The sequence below is a fragment of the Streptomyces sp. NBC_00525 genome, from assembly GCF_036346595.1.
Lineage (GTDB): Bacteria > Actinomycetota > Actinomycetes > Streptomycetales > Streptomycetaceae > Streptomyces.
This window is the reverse complement of record NZ_CP107834.1, coordinates 2,530,851-2,548,593: the sequence shown is the minus strand read 5'-3', so window position 1 is coordinate 2,548,593 and position 17,743 is coordinate 2,530,851. Positions and strand designations below refer to the sequence as shown.

Here is a 17,743-nt window from a genome sequence, read left to right as displayed (position 1 = left end):
CGTGAGCAAGCGTAATGTGCGGCACTCGGCCGACCCTAATTCGATCTACTTTGCTGAGAGCGACTTGCTTCGGTATCGGACGAGGTTCCCACCGACAGGCCGGAGAGTTACAGGTTTCTCTACCTCATCAAAGCACCCGGCTGCGCTCCGCTCCGCCCGGCGCGCTTCCCGGCTCTGGCCGCGCCCGCGCTCCTGCCTTCGGCCCGCTCGGCGCCTCCGACGCCGACGCGCGCCCACACGTGGATAGGGCCGAGGGCCATGGGTCGATCACCGTGCAGAACAGCCACGTTCAGAACAAGCCTCCGGCAGGGCGCTCAGGCTCCGAGATGGCGGGGGCCCGGTGCGCGAGTGCCGGCCGTGAGTGGCTGGTGCGGGGGCTCCCATCCCGTCTGCCGTTGGCCCAGGAACCACGCCTGCTCCACGGTGGTGTGGGTCGACGGCAGACGGGATGGGAGCTGGGGGGAGAGTGGTGGCTGAGGAGAGCGGCCGTCTAAACCCGCGGCCACTCAACGCACCAGTTGAATGACCCCAGAGTAGTCACGATGCCGGTGATGCTAGGGTTTTCACCCTGATCATCAGGAGGCTTACTGTGGGTAGTCGAATCAACATCATTGAGGACGGTGTCGTACCAGCTATCCCTAAAACGACCTTCCAGGTCGTGGACCTCTTCTCCGGGGGCGGAGGTATGAGCTTCGGATTTCACGCTCATCCGCACTTCGAGGTGATCGGAGCGGCTGACGCCCAGCTGGGAAAGCCAAGTAGCCCAAAGGGCTCGCTGGCGTGTAATACCACCTATGAAGCCAACATTGGGATCACTCCAGTCGAAACCGATTTGGGGACAGCGGACCCTCAATCGTTGATGCGATCCATGGGTGTGACATCGCCGATCGATATCCTGTCCGCCTGTCCTCCATGCACAGGATTCTCGCGCACGAACGCGAAGAATCATCTGGAAGACGACAAGCGGAACAGTCTGGTCGGACGCACTATTGTCTACGTTGACGCCTTTCAGCCGCGAATCGTTGTGATGGAGAACGCCAGGGAACTCCTTCAAGGGCGTTGGGCTCATCACTTTGAGATCCTGAGAAAGGACCTTGAGGCTCGCGGATATACCGTTCACGCTCAGAACCATTTTCTGAACAGGTTCGGCCTCCCGCAGGTTCGTGAGCGAAGCCTTGTCATTGCAGTTGCTCCGGGTCTCGATCTACGCACCCTCGAGGATGCATGGGCCGGTCGCACGCTGACTCAGGAGGCCACGAGTGTGCGACGCGCCCTCAACGGCCTGCCATCGATTAATGCGGGCGATGCGCACCCGGACGATGATGCACACGCGTCTCCGAGCTTTCATTCTGCAGCAACGCTGGGACGCCTACAAAAGATCCCTCATGACGGAGGATCTTGGCGGGACCTTTTGCGTGTTCCGGACGGGACTGAATACCTGACTCCTGCCATGCTTAAGTCCGTGGCCAAGAAGGACTTCGGCAGTTTTCCCGACGTCTACGGGCGTATGGCGTGGGACCGGCCGGCGCCCACCATTAAGCGAGAATGCGCGCATGTGGGGAACGGCCGCTACTCTCACCCTGCAGAGGATCGCCTATGCTCGGTTCGAGAGCTTGGAATCCTCAACGGCTTTCCGCGAACCTATAAGTTCGAAGGTGCGAGCCTTAGTAATAAGTACAGGCATATTGGTGATGCGGTACCTCCTCTCATTAGTTACCAACTTGCTTCGGTATGCCACTGGATCCTCACAGGACAGCGGCCTGGCGTCGACGACATGATCCTGCCGGGCACGCATCTTCGCCCCGAGGACATTCGAGAGGCTGATGACTCCCTCTCCGGCAATGACACGGGCGAAGCTGCTCAGGCGCGAGAGTTCGTAGCCGTCTAGCCTGCTGAATGACTCACAAGTTTCGCTTTTATCGATCCCGTTAAGAGGACTGCGATGAATAGTGCTGCCCGCACCCAATTGATCGAAAGCATAGCGCAACTCGAAGATCATCAAGCGCATATCGTTCAAAAGGTGGCAGCGCAAATCCAAGGGTCGGCTGATGCCAGAGATGCCTACGCGCTGGTGGCAAAGTGCGACGAAGCGCAACTCAGGCAGATTCGGAATATTGTCGATTCCATGCTGCGTCCCATGGTCGAACTGATCAATCCGCAAAGCGCCCTCGTGTCCAATTCTTTCTCTGCAGAATTTCGAGCCCGCTTGCAGGCTCATCACGGAACCCATGCCACGCCGCTTGACCGGTTGGCGTTTGAGAACGCACTTGCAGCCTCCTGTGCTGCTCAAGGTATGGCTGTCGAAATGGCGCCGAGCAAGACGACTCGCTTTTGGGATCTGCGGGTAGACGGCGAGCAAATCTCGGCCAAGAGCACCAGTGCGAAGGATATTAAGCTTCATGAGCTGCATATCTCAAAACTGAGTGAGGGGGCGTGGATTCAGGACTGCCGGTCAGCCCGAATGCGGTATGACGGTACGATGACTCTGCTCGAAGCGTTTTTGGCGGCGGTGCAGCGCTGGATCGTACTGCGTGCATACCGGCTCAAAAGTGAGCCCGATACCCTCATCTATGAGCTGGTTGAAGTTCCGATGGGTCTGTTCGCTGCCATAGAGCACCTCAAGGTTCAGCACTTCTCGTCCGACTCGCCTCGCATCGATGTGCATGACGAACAAGGGGCGGCGCTACAACTTCTCCTCGACCGCAGCGACTCAAAGGTCACCATCAATAAGATTCCAAAGGATCGCTGCATCGTCCACGGAACTTGGAAACTCGAAGGTGTCTCTTCGGGCCCGTTGATTAAGGGGTAGGTGGCGGGACTAGACGTTCAGCGTGGTGCGAGCCTGATGCGTCCGCCTGCGAAGCAGAGCAGTGCGAACACGTCCCCGAGAGCAGCGCTCACCGACCTCACCGATGGCGGACCCGCCGGAGGCCGCGCGGAATCCTTGGGCAGAGGGCTCGGAGGGACGACGTCGGCGCCGGCTTGCTCATGGACCAGGCCGTTCCGTGTGAAGACATCTTCGAGAGCTATGCGCTCGTACCCGCTGTAGACGGCCAGCGAGAAGACCTGCCACCACCCCTCCAGCTCTGGGTCCATCGACGGCTTGCCGTACCAAAAGCTCGACGGAACGAACCGGAAGGGATCGTGGACGCGCACTGCCGTCAGTGGACCTCCTGGCAGCGGCAACGCACCCTTCTTCCCAGTGGCACCCGCCCTCCGCCGCACCGTGTTCGAGGAGCTTTCGGATGCATGGCAGGTCTCCAGCCCAGCGGATGCCCTCATCGGCATCCCTTGGACTGCGCAGGTGCTGTCAGTGGCCTCTGTCAGGATGCCCCCAGTCAACCTGAGTTGATGGACCTATGGGCGCATTCGGACGGCTGACCCTGGCGGGCGAACGTGCTCCGCCTACAGAACGTGCTCCTGCCCAAGCCGCCCGGAGACCAGCTCAGCCTGCTCCGACCCACCGCAACCGTTACTCGAACTCGGAAGGCCGCCATGAGCTGGGACGTGATCCTCCTTCGTCTGCCAGACGACGTCACCTCGGTGCAGGAGATTCCTGCCGACTACACCCCGGACCTGCTCGGCCCACGACACGACGTACTCGCGGCTGTCACCCAGGCCGTTCCCGGTGTTGATCTCACGGACCCCGCGTGGGGTGAACTCTCCGGCCCCACGTGGTCCATCGAGCTCAACATCGGCTCAGAAGACCCTGTGGACTCCGTAATGCTCCACATCCGGGGCTTCGGCGATGACGTGCTGACGCCCGTCCTCCGTCTTGCCGAGGCTCTGCGGTGCAAGGCGCTCGACTGCTCCGAAGGGGACCTGATCACTCCGGGGAAGACGTCGGGCTGGCACGCGTTCCAGCGGTTCCGCGATCGAGTGGTGGGACCCTCCCAGTGATACTTCCTGGTCAAAGCGTCGGCTTCCGCCCCATGCACCCTGGAACCAGAGTGGGCCTGGAAGGCAGGCTTTCGCCCGGTCGGATGGTCACGTCCGATGAGGGCGACGGAGATGTACAGCCCCTGGGGCTCAGCGACGGGCCGACGACGGCCGAGCTGTGGATGCGGATGCACTCCCAGCACACACGCTCCGGCCTGGGGCCATTGTTGCTTGACTCGCTGGACCCGAGCGACAGCGAATTCCGCCCATGGGGATCCGGGGAGGTGTTCCCTGAGCAGATGTTCTCGCCGACAGACCACGGCCCCGTCCGCCTCCTCGAACAGTGGTGGACGACCTATACGGCCGTCGACGAAGACGACATGCTCGATACCGGCAGGCGCCTTGCCGTTACGGCCCGCTTCGGGCAGACATGGCCCGGCCTCGCGTCCCGGCGGGAGACGGTAACGCGTCCCGACCCCCTTGGCCGCCGAGTACGCGCGGACGTTTCTTGCTGACCACCCCCAGACACGTCTCGGGCTGGTCATCGCGGAGTCAGGTGCCGAGGCGCTGACTGTCGCGGGCTGGTCGGGGCCCTGCAACTACGACAACGACACCGCGAAGTCCTCTACGGTCGTCCGAGATTGGGAGCACCGGTTCCGTGCTCGTGTCGTCGCGGTCGGCTTCTCCACGCCGCACCTCAGCATCGCCTCGCCTCCAATGGACGAGCACGAGGCTCTTCTGGTTGCGGCCGAGCACTTCGCCTTCTGCCCAGACAACCTCTGGCAGGGCAGCAGGCCGTACACACTGGCCGCATACGCCGAGCGGATCACCGGTGCCCACCACTGGGACTTCTGGTGGGACTGATCCCCTACCCAGAAGACGTCCGCCCGGGAAGTGGCCTTCAGAGTGCGGCGCTGGGCTGTCAGGCGACGGACGGCAGTCTGTGCCACCAGTGACTGCAGCCGCCGAAGCAGAAGCGCTCGCGGCGCCGCGCGTCGGCGATCGAGAGCACTGCGATCAGCAGCCTGAACGCTTTGCGGCGTTCGTCGAGAGGCGTGAGACCGGCGATCTTTCCCAGTTGTTCGTCGACCCGGCCTCGTGAGATCAGCACGGCGGGCGTATTGCGTCGAGCGCAGCCCGGAACGGCGGATGCTCCCTGGCGCGTCCTCGGTGACTGCGCGCGCCTGGACGCAGTGGTGACGCAGGAACAGCAGCGCCTCGGACTGCTCTTTCTGGCCGAGGCTGTCGAACCATTCGATGCCCTCTGGCATCGGGCGCAGCCCCTGTGCCAGCTTGTTGAGCAGGACGTCGAGTCCGTTCATGACTGCCTCCCGTGGGACGGACGCCGTTCCGCAGCGGTGATCAGGATTCCGAGCAGCACTGCCAGATCGGCAGGCCTTCTGCGTCGTGGACCCATCCGCCGACGCCTCCCTCACTGACCGACCAGTTCCGCAGGCCCATCGGCCGTACGCCCGCCAGGAACTCGGTGACGGGATCCAGCGAGTGCCAGCGATCCTTGCGAACGAGGTCAGCGCTGGGCAGCAGGCGCGCGACAAGGCTCGCCAGTTCCTCCGCCACATCGTCGTCCATCTGGAACGGATGCCGAGCCAGAGCCACATCTGCCCACGTCAGGGTATGTGCCCACAGTTCACTCACCGTCCCACTCTGCCTTGCGTGGTCGCCGACTCGACTCCATATCGACGGGCCGTCCATCAGCGGGAAACGATCTTCGGCCTTTCGGGGGGTGTTCGATTGGGCCACCTGGCCGGGTGCGCATCGGCCCTTCCGAGTAGTCGTTCGTTGATGAAGCGATGCCGCGGCACTTTGATCGGTATCGCTAGGATGCAATATGGAGCGAAAGTGGCGTCTCAGCCAAGGCTGTTGACCCCATAGGCTGGGGGATGTAGTGAGCGGTGAGAACGGGCAGGCCGGACTGCGGGTCGAGAGCGACAGGCTGACTGCCCTCGCCGATGACCTCGAAGCGATGCAGGCACATCTGGACGCTCAGGTGAAGCGCATGGATGCCGTCGTAGACGGGATCGAGGCGGCCTGGCGCGGGCCTGCGGCCGAGGCATACCGGGCCTTGCACCGGGGCGTCGCCGAGGACGCCGTACGCATCCGCATGGTCATCCAGCGCCTTGAACAGGCCGTACGACTGAGCAGGGACGGGTTTTCGGAGCAGGAACTCGATGTCATGGACCGGCTGCGGAAGATCCAGATGGAGACCGATGTACAGGCCGAAGCGGCCGAGCTCTCGACGCCGAATCCGGTAGCCGACGCCGCGCCGAGTCGCATCATCACCGCATTCGGGGTACGGGGGTAATCGATGCCGGACGACGAGCACATAACGGTTGGCTTCGCGACGTTGCAGAGGCTGTCCGGCGACCTCGAGGATATCCTCAAGAAGCTCAACGAGCAGCTGGATTTGTTGTACAGCCGGGCAGAGAAGGTAGTTCTCACCTGGGAAGGAGAGACCCGCGAGGTCTTCATCGATGAGCTCGACAAGTGGGGCCACTCGGCCCAAGACCTGCGGGCGTCGCAGAAGTGGCTGCATGAGGTCGTCACCAAGGGACATATCAACTACGCGGCGGCACACCGTGCAGTACTGCGGGGCTGGGGCGCCGGCTGATGACGGGTGCGGGCTCCGGGACTGGGCAGGGCACACAGGGCCCAGCCCAGAACGGCACCATTGATGTCAAGCCGTCGGACCTGTTCCGAGTCGCGGGCGGCGTGGCGATGCAGCAGCCGCTGATGGACAGAGCTGCCAAGGCACTCCTGGACGAGCTGAGGAAGTACCCGGACGCCGGCGGCTATGGCGCCGCTCCCGAGGCTTTCGCCGCCTCTTACGTAAAGGTTGGCAACCGCTTCCTCGAAGTATGGGCGAGAAGTGTTGTCAGCATCGGCGGCGCCGCGGTGGGCTTCACCTCCACGGCCAACAACTACGCCCGGGCGGAGGCGGCCAACGACGTCACGGGCCAGACGACCGCGGTCACTCAGGCACTTCCCGCGGTCATCGAGAGGGCGCCGGACTACGGGGCCGTGCCGAATCTGAAGTGGGGTGACGACGACGGCGGCGATGGGTGGATCCGCTCCCTGCTCGAATGGGTGCCGGGTCCGATCCGTGACGTGCTGCGCCCGGTCGTGAAGCACGCCTTCCGAATGGGCAAGGTTGCTGAGGTCTACCCGTACCCGCAGCAGCACTACCTCAACTCGCTGTCCGAGGCATGGATGGCGACGACTATGACCCTCTCCATGGCCGAGAGCGGCCTGACAGGCAACGTCAGCAGTATCACGCGGCAGAGCAACAGCGAGTGGTACGACGCCATGCGTCAGTTCTGCAGCTCGCTGTGGGGAACGACAGCGTGGGGAGCGAGTACCGCAGGCTACGAGTGGAAGCATGACTCGGCCTCGTCGGCTACCGCCACGCATCCGGTGATGACGGTGCTGTTCGATACCGCCCAGAAGGTCGGCGATCTGCTCTATCAGTTCGCCGAAGCAGCGGTGTACGTCAACGGTGCGGTCTGGGACGTGTACTGGGAAGCCGTTGAGGAGGCCGTGCCCAAGATTGACGTGGACCTTAAGGACGGTGTCGGAATGGACGACGTCAAGGGGCTCATCAAGGGCGTGGTCAAGGGGGTTGCCAAGGGTGCCGCCGAGCTCGGTGCGGGCATTGTCCTCAACATCGACACCGCGCGACTGAATGCGATCGTCAGCACGTACAACTCCCGCGTCCACGCACTGGTGCCGCAATTGGACGCACTGTTGGGGCCGCTGGACGAGGCGTACCGGAGCGCGCCTACGTTCAACGCGGAGGAGGCACGTGCCGAGGCGTTCGGGGCCAGGGCACTGAGCGAATTCAGGACCGAGCACACATACACGGTTCCGGGTGAGGATCCTAATGATCATTTCTACCCGCTCGACCTCGCGGGTCAGGAAGGTATCGGAGGCAGCCACGGTGTGGACAAGCACATAGGGCTCACCGACGACCAGTTGACCCAGCGACTGCGTGACCAGGGCAACGCGCCGTCCGCTTCGGCATACAAGGATCTCGGTTCCGCCCAACGGTTCACCCAGACTGCGCTCGATGACATCGACAATGCGGCCAGGATCGAGGAGTGGATCAAGCGAGTGGAGCAGAAGGAGAAGAACAACCCTGGCTGGGATCCGAACAACTCCAAGATTTCGCCGCCGCTGACCCTCACCTTCCCGGACGTCACCGGCCGCACTGTCGAGCGCGCCGACTATGATGCCCACGGTATGGGGGCGACCGCGACCGAGGTGCACTCCGCGCAGGTCGCCCTGAAGTACAGGAAGGGCATGGACCCCCCCTTCGTGGTGATCACGTCTTACCCCGTGTCTCCATAAATCCCTCGGACGCTTCTCGTGGAGGTGATCTCAACGTGATCTCGTATACCGGCACCCTCTTCAATGACGGCCCGGTCAGACGCGTGCTCGAGACGGCTGTGCGTGCCCGGGAGTCGCAGGGCGCCCTCGACCTGGACGACGAAATCAGGCGTTTCGTCCGTACCTCTGGTGCCGCGGATGTCTCGCGCTGGCTGCTTCCGGTTGTGGCCGTTGCCGCCCTGCTCGATCACACGGCCGACCTGCTTCGGTCGGAGGGCGCGGTATTTTTTCCGCGCGAGTTCAACGAACGGCTGGACAAGGCGCGCGACAGCGTTCCCGGGGAGGACTTCCTGCGCATGCTGGCCGGCCGGGTCAGAACGGCCGACCAGGAGCCGGATGCGGAATTCGACGAGCTGCCCCTGACGCGTTGGGAGGCGGCAGCCCGTTTCCCGGAGCTCTTCGGGTTCGGCGCCAACTGGATCTATGGCGGTGAATTCCCCTTGCCGGCTGACTCGATCGCGGCCTTCATCGAAGCGGAGCACCCCTTCTGCGGCGAGGCATTCTTTCGGCTGGCCGCTGATGCCCAAGCAGTTCTCGTGCTCTTCCCGGAGTCTTCGGCGTTGTCCAGCAACGTGATGCGATGGATTCCCTGGGCTTCGCACGACGCACTGCGCCAGATCACGCGGAGCATCGAGGGCCACATGCGGGCGGAGCACTCCGGTCCCTGAAGTACACACCGCCGACAGGAAGTTCTGCGCATGACCGTAAGGACCCGCTCGGCCACCTACCCCGACCGGGAAACGGCCCACTGGGCCACCCAGCAGGTGGTGACCAACAACGAGCAGAAGATCCACCGCTGGCTCGCCCAGGGAACTCGCAGCCGCCTTGCCATCGAGGCCGCCTGGCCCTCTCGCGAGGCTCCTGTCGGCCGCGTACTGCTGCAGGCGATGATGCTTGCCGGGCGCGAGCCCGTGGAGGTGCGCGCGGCGCGTGTCGTTCTCAAGCGTGAGCCGAGCAGCCCGCACGGCTTCGTTGTGCTCACCACCGTCCCGATCTACCTGTAGAGGCCCATTCCTTGTCCATGAAGCCGTTCGAGTTCGATCGCCGCTACGGTGAGTTGGACCAGGTGATCAGCGCGTACACCGGAGTGTCGGCCGACGATGAGCCGGGCAAGCCGAGCGAAGCCCTCCAGGCATATCTCCGCCACACCTGGCACACCCGCCCCTGGGCCCTGGGCATGGCCGAACAGCAGATCCGCGAGTACGCCCGTAACCCGCCGGGCCGCCTGCGTCTGAGTCTCGGCGAGTTCTACTTCATGCCTGACGTCGGGCTGCCCGAGTCAGCAATCCGGGGCTGGCTGTTCGCAATCGCGGATCACCTGAAGCGGTCGATCGAGGAGGGTGAGGTCCCGCCCCCGTCCGGCCCTCGTACCCACTGGGAGTGGCACGCGCGCTTCCCCGAGCTCGGCCAGTTCCTCGGTGGCTGGTTCTCGCAGGACATGCCGGACGAGTTCCCGGATCACGAAGCGGCCGTAGGCGACTACACCGCCACCACCGATCCGCAACTGGTTGCCCGTCTCGCGGGTGAGGTCCACGAACTGCTCGCCCTCGGCCTCGAAGAGTCCGAGTACGCCCTCGCGATGGCTGAGCTGGGCATGGAGGTGGACCCGCCCGAGCCGTACTCCCCGAGCGGCTGGCTGGCCCGTCTCGCAGACGGTCTGGGAGGATTCAAGGCGGACTACGGCCCCGGGCCGGCCGCAGGCTGACCGGATGACCGCTGCGCCGCCTTCATCAGGAAGTCTCCGTGATCGACTCCCCGCGCTCTCCAGGTTCGTCCCCCTCCTGCAGCCACGCTAGCGCCAGCAAGGCCGCGTCGTCGTAGGTGTCGGCGCGGCTGTAGTCCTGGGCGTCGTCGAGCAGCCAGGTGAGCAGGTGGTTCGGGTCCACCGGGGCGGGGTGAGTGGCCTGGTAGGTCGTCAGGCGGGTGGTGAGGGGGTAGAAGGCGCCGGAGGTGTTGCGGGTTTCGGCGATTCCGTCGGTGTAGAGCAGGAGGGTGTCGCCGGGGCGCAGCCGGGTGGCGGGTGGCTCCGGGGCGTCCGTCGCCGGGGTGGGGCAGTCGGTGAGGGCGCGCAGGCCGAGCGGGAGGCCGGGGGTGGCCGGAAGCTCCTGGACCGTGCCGTCGCGCAGCACGAGTGAGGGCGGGTGGCCGCAGGAGTACGCGTGGGTGAGGCCGTCCGGGGCGATCTGGATCAGCAGCGCGGTGACGAAGGCCTCGTCGTCGGGCAGGAAACGGTTGAGGCCGGTGTCGAGCCGGCCGGCCAGGAGGCCGAGCGAGGGTTCCAGGTACGCCGCCTCGTGGAACGAGCCGAGGACCGTGGCGGCGGTGGAGACGGCCCCGAGCCCCTTGCCGCGTACGTCGGCGATGAGCGCGCGTACGCCGTAGTCGGTGTCCGCGACGGCGTAGAGGTCGCCGCCGATGCGGGCGTACTGGGCGGCCGCCCGGTAGCTCGCGGCGGTACGGAAGCGGCCCACGGTCTCCGGAGGTGGCCGCAGTACGGCCCGCTGTGCCGTCTCGGCGACGGAGGAGACCTTCTGGAGCCGGGCGGACTCCCGCTCGCCCCGGCGGACCACGAAGCAGCTGAGCACCGCGATGACGCAGATGACCACGGTGGTGCCGACGGCGGAGCCGACGCGCTCCGGTTCGGCCGGCAGCAGCGCCCAGCGGACGCCGGCCGCCACCACCGCGGAGCCGAGGATCATGGGTGGGCCGAAGGCGAACGCGACGACGGCCGGGACTCCGACGAGCACGGAGGCGATGTGGGAGGAGGGCGGGGTGCTCACCTGGAGGACGGTCACCACGAGGCACAGCACCACGGCTGTGACCAGCACCGCGGCCTTGGACGCCCTGCCGGTCGCGGGCCGGGAGTCGTCCTGCCCGTCTCCGGCCGCCATGCGTGCTCCCCTCGCGACGTGTGCGGGCGCGTCCTCCGCCATTGTTGAACAGGCACGCCCATCCCGCGCGCGGACCGCTCCGACCGGTCTCCGGCCGGCGGTGCGGGGACGGCCCGGTCGTCCGGGGCGTGCGGCGATCGGGACGGCAGACGTTCTTCGGCGGACGGAACGGGGGAGACGTGTTCGAGCGCCACACTCGGCAAGGTGTGCCTCTCGCGCCCAGCCTGTACCCGGTAATGCGGACAGGCTTATGCTCGTAGCCGGCGAGACGGACCGAAGCTGACGTTCTCGTCAGGCATTCCTGCGGGCGAGCCGGTACACGCCGTAGGTGATACCCAGGATGATGTCGGCGGCCACCCACAGGGCGATGATGAGGCCCACTCCGATCGCGGTACCGGCGTCACCGGCGTCCTGACACGTCCTGAGCGCGTCGCCCGCCAGCCCCTTGCAGGAAGGGTGGTCATTGCCATTGACGCCGGCGACGATCCACGCCAGGAACAGCGCCTGCACGGCCAGGAAGACCCACAGGAAAACTCGGTGGTGCCTCTTGCGCGCACCGCCACCGGGCGGGTGCGGCTCGGCAGGAGTTCCCCAGACAGGGGTGGGATTCGTGGTCATCGTCAGACGCCTCCTCGATGGGCGAGCGTCCCCGAGGGTGTGTTGACACCCAACGGTACGCCCGTTTGCCTCGGGAGGCCGCGCATACCGTTGTCGACGAGGTGAATGCCTGGGTCCCGACTGCGCGTGGATGCGCATGGTCGCCGACGGGTTCTCGGAGCGCGCCGGAGGAGGCCTGGCTCAGGCCGGCGGGTTCTCCCGGAGGGGCTTGGCGTAGCAGCGGCTGGTTTCGTACGTGCGGTAGTGGCCGAACTTCTCGCACGGGGCGTAGCCGCTGGAGAGGTACAGGGCGATGGCCTCCGGCTGGCGGTCGCCGGTCTCCAGGACCATGCGGGTGCGGCCGGCCGCGCGGGCGTCGGCCTCCAGGGCGGCGAGGATGCGGCGGGCGAGGCCCTGGCCGCGGCCCTCGGGTATGACGTACATCCGCTTCAGTTCGGCGTCGCCGTCCGAGTAGCCCTCGGCGTTGCGTTCCTGGGAGCGCCAGCCGCCCGTGGCCACCGGCCGGTCGTGTGCGTCGTACGCGATCAGGTACAGGCCGTGCGGCGGGTCGAACATCGTGGCGTCCAACGGTGTGACGTCGCCCTCATCGCCGTACAGCTCGGCGTATTCGAGCTGTACGCGGTCGTTGAGTTTGACGGCATCGGGGTGATCGTAGGCGCGGACCTGGATGTTCATGCAGTACACCGTACATCTATGCGTTCGAGTGGCTCCCAATGGCCGGTATCGTGCCGGAATGCTCACCACCGTGACCTCCGTGAATGTAAACGGTCTCCGCGCCGCGGCCAAGAAGGGCTTCGTCGAGTGGCTGGCGCAGACCGACGCCGATGTGATCTGCCTCCAGGAGGTGCGCGCCGAGCCCGAGCAGCTGCCCGCGGAGGTCCGTGAGCCCGAGGGGTGGCACACCGTCCACGCGCCGGCCGCCGCCAAGGGGCGGGCCGGGGTCTCCCTCTACTCGCGGCGCGCCCCCGAGCGTGTACAGATCGGCTTCGGCGGGTACGGCGACGCCGGGTGCGAGGAGTTCGACGCGAGCGGGCGGTATGTCGAGATCGACCTTCCCGGCGTCACGGTCGCGAGCCTCTACCTCCCCTCCGGCGAGGTCGGCACCGAGCGCCAGGAGGAGAAGGAGCGGTTCATGGCCGCGTTCCTGCCCTACCTCACCGGCCTCAAGGCCCGCGCCGCCGCCGAGGGCCGCGAAGTCGTCGTCTGCGGTGACTGGAACATCGCCCACCAGGAGGCCGACCTCAAGAACTGGCGCGCCAACCGCAAGAGCAGCGGCTTCCTGCCCGAGGAGCGCGCCTGGCTGACGCGCGTCTTCGACGAGGCGGCGTACGTGGACGTGGTGCGCGCCCTGCACCCCGGCGTCGAGGGCCCCTACTCCTGGTGGTCGTACCGGGGTCGCGCCTTCGACAACGACACGGGCTGGCGGATCGACTACCAGGTGGCCACGCCCGGCCTCGCCGCCCGCGCGGTCAAGGCGTGGGTGGAACGGGCCGCCACGCACGGCGAGCGGTGGAGCGACCATGCGCCGGTGACGGTGGTGTACGAGCAGTAGGGGCGGGTAGGGCCGCGGGGCCGGGGCCCCGGCCCCGTTCAGCCGGGGCCTGCCTCCCTGCGCCCCGCCCTCCTACGCCTCGTCCGACTCCGACTCCGACTCCGACCTTGGCTCCGCTTCCGGTTCCGGCTCCGCTTCCGCTTCCGCTTCCGGTTCCGGCTTCTCGCGTCGCAGTCGCCTGTCCAGCGCCATCGACAGCTCCGCGTCCATCACCGCCCGTGCCAGCGGCCGTAGTTGGGGCGGTTCGGCCACATCTGCCGACGCGTCGCCCGGCTCCGGTCCGTACTCCTGGAGCACCGCCACGAACAGGTCCGCCAGCGCCTCCGCGTGCTCGCGGACCCGGCGGCCCGTCGCGAGCACCGTGGCGAGCGGGACGCCTTCCCGTACCAGCTCCGCCGAAACCTCCAGCAGGCGGCGGCTGATGTGGACGAACTCCTCGCCGTCCGTCCCCAGGTACCCGAGCTCCATCGCCAGGGCCAGGTTCTCCGGGGTGGACTCGCCCTCGAAGTAGTCGGCCAGCTGCTCCGGAGTGAGGCGGACCGGGGTCTCCTCGGAGGGTTCGCCCAGGCCCAGGACCTCCGCGACATCGCGCCCGCTCTCGAACGTACGGGCGAGGTCGGCGATGCCGGTCAGGGTGTGGCCGCGTTCCAGGAGGCCGGTGATCGTACGCAGGCGGGCCAGATGGCTGTCGTCGTACCAGGCGATGCGGCCCTCGCGGCGGGGCGGCGAGATCAGGCCACGCTCTCGGTAGAAGCGTACGGTCCGGACGGGGATGCCGGCCTCCCCGGCCAGCTCCTCCATGCGGTACTCGCGGTGTTCGCGGTGCTCGCGTCCTTCTGCCACCCCCGCACCCTATCCGCCTCCCCGGTGGCCCGAACCCAGGTTGTACCGCCGGTAACTTTCCTCTGCGGACCCTCTACCCATCGGTACTCCGCTGCTCTACCCTCCCAACAATGCCAGTGATTGCTGGCAGAGTCGTGTGACGTACCGCGGGAGGCGGCAGCATGGCCCAGCACGAGCATGTACGCGTGGCGGTGATCGGATCGGGATTCGGGGGCCTCGGAGCGGCGGTCCGGCTGCGCCGCGAAGGCATCACCGATTTCGTGATCCTGGAACGGGCCGGTTCCGTCGGCGGTACCTGGCGCGACAACAGCTATCCCGGCTGCGCCTGCGACGTACCGTCCCACCTCTACTCCTTCTCGTTCGCCCCCAACCCCGAGTGGCCGCGCACCTTCTCCGGGCAGGAGCACATCCGCGCCTACCTGGAGCACGTCGCCGACACCTTCGGGCTGCGCGCCCATCTGCGTCTCAATCATGAGGTGACGCAGATGCGCTGGGACAACGACGAGCTGCACTGGGTCATCGACAGCGCCAACGGCACCACCGTCGTCGCCGACGTCGTCGTCTCCGCGACCGGCCCGCTCTCCGACCCGAAGATGCCGGACATCCCCGGTCTCGCCGACTTCCCCGGCAAGGTCTTCCACTCCGCCCGCTGGGACCACGACGCCGACCTCACCGGCAAGCGCGTCGCGATGATCGGCACCGGCGCCTCCGCCATCCAGATCGTGCCGTCCATCCAGCCGAAGGTGGGCAAGCTGACGCTCTTCCAGCGCACCCCGCCCTGGGTCATGCCCCGCATGGACCGCGAGATCAGCGGCCTCGAACGCCGGCTGCACCGTGCCCTGCCCATCACCGGCACCGCCCGCCGCGGCCTCCTCTGGGGCATCCGGGAACTCCAGGTCAGCGCCTTCACCAAGCACCCCGACCAGCTCGGCCTCGTCGAGCGGATAGCCAAGTCCAACATGGCCCGCGCCATCAAGGACCCCGCACTGCGCGCCAAGCTGACCCCCTCGTACCGCATCGGCTGCAAGCGCATCCTGCTGTCGAGCACGTACTACCCCGCCCTCGCCCAGCCCAACGTCGACGTCGTCGCCTCCGGCCTCGCCGAGGTCCGCGGCTCCACCGTCGTCGCGTCGGACGGTACGGAGGCCGAGGTCGACGCCATCATCTTCGGCACCGGCTTCCACGTCACCGACATGCCGATCGCCGAACGCGTCGTCGGCGCCGAGGGCATCACGCTCACCGAGTCCTGGAAGGGCGGCATGCAGGCCCTGCGCGGCGCCAGCGCGGCCGGCTTCCCCAACTGGATGACCATCATCGGCCCCAACACCGGCCTCGGGAACTCCTCGATGATCCTCATGATCGAGTCCCAGCTGAACTACATGGCCGATTTCATGCGCCAGCTGGACGTCCTCGGCGGCAAGGTCGCCCTCGACGCCCGCCCCTCCGCCGTGAACGGCTGGAATCGCCGCGTCCAGGACCGCATGAAGCGCACCGTCTGGAACACCGGCGGCTGCAACAGCTGGTACCTCGACGCCAACGGCCGCAACACCACCGTCTGGCCCGGCACCACCTCCGAGTTCCGCCGCGCCACCCGCACCGTGAACGTCTCCGAATACCAGGTGATCCGCCCGTCCGTCCCCGCCCAGCGCCGTACGAGCGGGGCCACTGCCGAGGAGGCCGTCCGATGAGCCGCCCCCTGCCCGTCGCCGGCCGCCGGCCCGTCCCGGCCCGCGAACTCCTCGCCGTCTCCGCCGACGGCTCCCGCATACACGTCGAGATACACGGCCCCGAGGACGCGCCCGCGATAGTCCTCGCCCACGGCTGGACCTGCAACACCAGCTTCTGGGACGCCCAGATACGGGACCTGGCCGCCGACCACCGCGTCATCGCCTACGACCAGCGCGGCCACGGCACCTCGCCCGCCGCCCGCCGCGACGGCTACAGCACCGACGCCCTCGCCGACGACCTCGTCGCCGTACTCGGCGCGACCCTCGCCCCCGGCGAGAAGGCCGTCCTCGCCGGCCACTCCATGGGCGGCATGACCATCATGGCCGCCTCCCGCCGCCCCGAACTGCGCGAGCACGCCGCCGCCGCCCTGCTGTGCAGCACCGGCAGCTCCCGGCTCCTCGCCGAGTCGCTCGTCGTACCGCTGCGCCCCGGCGCCGTACGCACCCGCGTCACCCGAGCCATACTCGGCGCCCGCGCCCCCCTCGGCCCGGTCACCCCGCTGTCCCGCCGCATCCTCAAGTACGGGACAATGGGACCGGGTTCGGCCCCCGATCGGGTCGACACGTGCGCCCGCATCGTGCACGCCTGCCCCCGTGTCCCCCGCGTCGCCTGGGGCCACGTCCTCGCGGAACTCGACCTCGACGAGGGCGTACGGGAGCTGCGGGTGCCCACCGCCGTCATCGCGGGTACGCAGGACCGGCTCACCCCGCCCGTCCACGCCCGCGCCATAGCGGCGGCCCTGCCCGACTGCCGGGGCCTCACCGAGCTGACGGGCATGGGACACATGACGCCCGTGGAGGCGCCGGAGGTGGTCACGGCGAAGATACGGGAACTCGTCACCGCCCACCTCACGGTCCGCCCGGACCGGGAGAACGACACCACCACGGACACCGAGAGCAAGGCCGAGGGCAAGGAGGAGGTCGCATGAGCGGCAGGGGAAGTCTCGAAGGGCAGGTCGTCGTCGTCACCGGAGCCGCCCGCGGCGTCGGGGAACTCCTCGCCCGCAAGCTCTCCGCCCGGGGCGCGATCCTCGCCCTCGTCGGCCTCGAACCCGACGAGCTGAAGAAGGTCTCCGAACGCCTGCACGGCGAGAGCGACCACTGGCACGCCGACGTCACCGACCACGAGGCGATGGCCCGCGTCGCCCAGGAAGTAAAGAATCGGTTCGGCAAGGTCGACGTCGTCGTCGCCAACGCCGGTGTCGCCACCGGCGGCCCCCTCATCGACTCCGACCCCGTCGCCTGGCGCCGCGTCATCGAGGTCAACCTCATCGGCGGCGCGGTGACCGCCCGCGCGTTCCTCCCCGTCCTGATGGAGAGCCGCGGCTACTTCCTCCAGATCGCCTCCCTCGCCGCGATCACCCCGGCCCCCATGATGAGCGCCTACTGCGCCTCCAAGTCCGGCGTCGAGGCGTTCGCCCACTCCCTGCGCGCCGAAGTCGGCTACCGGGGCGTCAAGGTGGGTGTCGGCTACCTCTCCTGGACCGACACCGACATGGTCCGGGGCGCCGACGAGGACGACGTCATGCGCGACCTCCGCAAGCGGCTGCCCTGGCCCACCAACCGCACCTACCCCCTCGGCCCCGCCGTCGACCGCGTCGTCGCCGGCATCGAGCGCCGCTCCGCCCACGTGTACGCCCAGTGGTGGCTGCGCGGCATGCAGCCCGTACGCGGCTACCTGCCGACCCTCATCGGCGTCGTCGGCCAGCGCGAGATGCGCAGGTTCGGGCCGCGCCTGGAGGGCGTGAGTAAGGGCTTGGTCGGCGCCGGCGGCGCCGCCGACCAGGACGAACGCGCGGCCCGTACGCAGCGTGACTGATCGACATGCG

The 17,743-nt window shown here is 67.1% G+C and carries 20 protein-coding genes and 1 pseudogene; 14 read left to right on the top strand and 7 right to left on the bottom strand.

The annotated features are described in order from the left end of the window. Positions 1-589 precede the first annotated feature (589 nt). The 4 genes from OG710_RS11310 to OG710_RS11295 all read left to right on the top strand — a co-directional run bounded on the left by OG710_RS11310 (position 590) and on the right by OG710_RS11295 (position 4,743). Positions 590-1,888, top strand: coding sequence for a DNA cytosine methyltransferase (locus OG710_RS11310; RefSeq protein ID WP_330239219.1), 1,299 nt, complete (start codon positions 590-592; stop codon positions 1,886-1,888). 54 nt (positions 1,889-1,942) lie between these two features. Next, positions 1,943-2,809, top strand: a complete 867-nt coding sequence (locus OG710_RS11305; RefSeq protein ID WP_330239218.1) for a hypothetical protein — start codon at positions 1,943-1,945, stop codon at positions 2,807-2,809. A 686-nt stretch (positions 2,810-3,495) separates the two neighbouring features. Then, positions 3,496-3,900, top strand: coding sequence for a hypothetical protein (locus tag OG710_RS11300; RefSeq protein ID WP_330239217.1), 405 nt, complete (start codon positions 3,496-3,498; stop codon positions 3,898-3,900). Between the two features lie 459 nt (positions 3,901-4,359). Beyond that, the gene (locus OG710_RS11295) at positions 4,360-4,743 is read left to right on the top strand and encodes a DUF4253 domain-containing protein (protein ID WP_330239216.1); all 384 of its coding nucleotides are present in this window, start codon (positions 4,360-4,362) and stop codon (positions 4,741-4,743) included. A gap of 58 nt (positions 4,744-4,801) precedes the next feature. Here OG710_RS11295 and OG710_RS11290 read toward each other — a convergent pair whose 3' ends face one another. The 3 genes and pseudogenes from OG710_RS11290 to OG710_RS11280 all read right to left on the bottom strand — a co-directional run bounded on the left by OG710_RS11290 (position 4,802) and on the right by OG710_RS11280 (position 5,535). After that, entirely contained in the window at positions 4,802-4,990 is a 189-nt protein-coding gene (locus tag OG710_RS11290) for a DUF5958 family protein (RefSeq protein WP_330239215.1), read from the bottom strand. A gap of 73 nt (positions 4,991-5,063) precedes the next feature. Next, positions 5,064-5,150 (bottom strand): annotated as a pseudogene (locus tag OG710_RS11285) (DUF5958 family protein); the annotation flags it as partial. A gap of 91 nt (positions 5,151-5,241) precedes the next feature. Continuing rightward, entirely contained in the window at positions 5,242-5,535 is a 294-nt protein-coding gene (locus OG710_RS11280; protein WP_330239214.1) for a hypothetical protein, read from the bottom strand. Positions 5,536-5,785: 250 nt separating this feature from the next. Between OG710_RS11280 and OG710_RS11275 the strand changes: the two genes are divergently transcribed. Genes OG710_RS11275 through OG710_RS11250 form a run of 6 tightly spaced genes read left to right on the top strand, consistent with a single transcriptional unit; the run spans position 5,786 to position 9,988 of the window. Further along, the gene (locus OG710_RS11275; RefSeq protein ID WP_330239213.1) at positions 5,786-6,202 is read left to right on the top strand and encodes a WXG100 family type VII secretion target; all 417 of its coding nucleotides are present in this window, start codon (positions 5,786-5,788) and stop codon (positions 6,200-6,202) included. A gap of 3 nt (positions 6,203-6,205) precedes the next feature. Continuing rightward, positions 6,206-6,508 carry a WXG100 family type VII secretion target gene (locus tag OG710_RS11270; RefSeq protein ID WP_330239212.1) on the top strand — a complete coding sequence of 101 codons (303 nt, stop codon included), beginning with the start codon at positions 6,206-6,208 and terminating at the stop codon, positions 6,506-6,508. Continuing rightward, a complete protein-coding gene (locus OG710_RS11265; protein ID WP_330239211.1) occupies positions 6,508-8,244 on the top strand; it encodes an RNase A-like domain-containing protein in 1,737 nt (578 codons plus the stop codon). Before OG710_RS11270 ends, OG710_RS11265 begins: the two co-directional genes overlap by 1 nt. A gap of 35 nt (positions 8,245-8,279) precedes the next feature. Continuing rightward, positions 8,280-8,951: a hypothetical protein gene (locus OG710_RS11260; RefSeq protein ID WP_330239210.1), complete on the top strand. Its 672-nt coding sequence runs from the start codon at positions 8,280-8,282 to the stop codon at positions 8,949-8,951. A gap of 30 nt (positions 8,952-8,981) precedes the next feature. Continuing rightward, positions 8,982-9,287: an RNase A-like domain-containing protein gene (locus OG710_RS11255; RefSeq protein WP_111330482.1), complete on the top strand. Its 306-nt coding sequence runs from the start codon at positions 8,982-8,984 to the stop codon at positions 9,285-9,287. Positions 9,288-9,298: 11 nt separating this feature from the next. After that, positions 9,299-9,988 carry a contact-dependent growth inhibition system immunity protein gene (locus OG710_RS11250; RefSeq protein ID WP_330239209.1) on the top strand — a complete coding sequence of 230 codons (690 nt, stop codon included), beginning with the start codon at positions 9,299-9,301 and terminating at the stop codon, positions 9,986-9,988. Between the two features lie 25 nt (positions 9,989-10,013). Here OG710_RS11250 and OG710_RS11245 read toward each other — a convergent pair whose 3' ends face one another. The 3 genes from OG710_RS11245 to OG710_RS11235 all read right to left on the bottom strand — a co-directional run bounded on the left by OG710_RS11245 (position 10,014) and on the right by OG710_RS11235 (position 12,467). Continuing rightward, entirely contained in the window at positions 10,014-11,174 is a 1,161-nt protein-coding gene (locus OG710_RS11245) for a PP2C family protein-serine/threonine phosphatase (RefSeq protein WP_330239208.1), read from the bottom strand. Between the two features lie 291 nt (positions 11,175-11,465). Next, a complete protein-coding gene (locus OG710_RS11240) occupies positions 11,466-11,792 on the bottom strand; it encodes a hypothetical protein (RefSeq protein WP_330239207.1) in 327 nt (108 codons plus the stop codon). 180 nt (positions 11,793-11,972) lie between these two features. Then, on the bottom strand, positions 11,973-12,467 hold the full coding sequence (locus tag OG710_RS11235) for a GNAT family N-acetyltransferase (RefSeq protein WP_330239206.1): 495 nt from the start codon (positions 12,465-12,467) through the stop codon (positions 11,973-11,975). 58 nt (positions 12,468-12,525) lie between these two features. Here OG710_RS11235 and OG710_RS11230 point away from each other — a divergent pair, with 58 nt between their 5' ends. After that, positions 12,526-13,344 carry an exodeoxyribonuclease III gene (locus tag OG710_RS11230; protein WP_330239205.1) on the top strand — a complete coding sequence of 273 codons (819 nt, stop codon included), beginning with the start codon at positions 12,526-12,528 and terminating at the stop codon, positions 13,342-13,344. A 72-nt stretch (positions 13,345-13,416) separates the two neighbouring features. Here OG710_RS11230 and OG710_RS11225 read toward each other — a convergent pair whose 3' ends face one another. Beyond that, positions 13,417-14,145 (bottom strand): MerR family transcriptional regulator, encoded by a 729-nt coding sequence (locus tag OG710_RS11225; RefSeq protein WP_330242217.1) that lies wholly within the window; start codon positions 14,143-14,145, stop codon positions 13,417-13,419. 203 nt (positions 14,146-14,348) lie between these two features. Between OG710_RS11225 and OG710_RS11220 the strand changes: the two genes are divergently transcribed. Genes OG710_RS11220 through OG710_RS11210 form a run of 3 tightly spaced genes read left to right on the top strand, consistent with a single transcriptional unit; the run spans position 14,349 to position 17,733 of the window. Beyond that, complete coding sequence (locus tag OG710_RS11220) at positions 14,349-15,875, top strand: flavin-containing monooxygenase (protein ID WP_330239204.1); 1,527 nt, start codon at positions 14,349-14,351, stop codon at positions 15,873-15,875. Further along, on the top strand, positions 15,872-16,843 hold the full coding sequence (locus OG710_RS11215; protein WP_330239203.1) for an alpha/beta fold hydrolase: 972 nt from the start codon (positions 15,872-15,874) through the stop codon (positions 16,841-16,843). Before OG710_RS11220 ends, OG710_RS11215 begins: the two co-directional genes overlap by 4 nt. Beyond that, complete coding sequence (locus OG710_RS11210) at positions 16,840-17,733, top strand: SDR family oxidoreductase (RefSeq protein ID WP_330239202.1); 894 nt, start codon at positions 16,840-16,842, stop codon at positions 17,731-17,733. The genes OG710_RS11215 and OG710_RS11210 overlap by 4 nt, the downstream gene beginning before the upstream one ends. The last annotated feature ends 10 nt before the right edge of the window (positions 17,734-17,743 follow it).

Bases quoted from the DNA above. Each gene is read 5' to 3' on its own strand.
- OG710_RS11305 (WP_330239218.1), top strand. From the start codon at position 1,943: ATGAATAGTGCTGCCCGCACCCAATTGATCGAAAGCATAGCGCAACTC.
- OG710_RS11300 (WP_330239217.1), top strand. From the start codon at position 3,496: ATGAGCTGGGACGTGATCCTCCTTCGTCTGCCAGACGACGTCACCTCG.
- OG710_RS11270 (WP_330239212.1), top strand. From the start codon at position 6,206: ATGCCGGACGACGAGCACATAACGGTTGGCTTCGCGACGTTGCAGAGG.
- OG710_RS11265 (WP_330239211.1), top strand. From the start codon at position 6,508: ATGACGGGTGCGGGCTCCGGGACTGGGCAGGGCACACAGGGCCCAGCC.
- OG710_RS11255 (WP_111330482.1), top strand. From the start codon at position 8,982: ATGACCGTAAGGACCCGCTCGGCCACCTACCCCGACCGGGAAACGGCC.
- OG710_RS11245 (WP_330239208.1), bottom strand. From the start codon at position 11,174: ATGGCGGCCGGAGACGGGCAGGACGACTCCCGGCCCGCGACCGGCAGG.
- OG710_RS11240 (WP_330239207.1), bottom strand. From the start codon at position 11,792: ATGACCACGAATCCCACCCCTGTCTGGGGAACTCCTGCCGAGCCGCAC.
- OG710_RS11235 (WP_330239206.1), bottom strand. From the start codon at position 12,467: ATGAACATCCAGGTCCGCGCCTACGATCACCCCGATGCCGTCAAACTC.
- OG710_RS11230 (WP_330239205.1), top strand. From the start codon at position 12,526: ATGCTCACCACCGTGACCTCCGTGAATGTAAACGGTCTCCGCGCCGCG.
- OG710_RS11225 (WP_330242217.1), bottom strand. From the start codon at position 14,145: ATGGAGGAGCTGGCCGGGGAGGCCGGCATCCCCGTCCGGACCGTACGC.
- OG710_RS11220 (WP_330239204.1), top strand. From the start codon at position 14,349: ATGGCCCAGCACGAGCATGTACGCGTGGCGGTGATCGGATCGGGATTC.
- OG710_RS11215 (WP_330239203.1), top strand. From the start codon at position 15,872: ATGAGCCGCCCCCTGCCCGTCGCCGGCCGCCGGCCCGTCCCGGCCCGC.
- OG710_RS11210 (WP_330239202.1), top strand. From the start codon at position 16,840: ATGAGCGGCAGGGGAAGTCTCGAAGGGCAGGTCGTCGTCGTCACCGGA.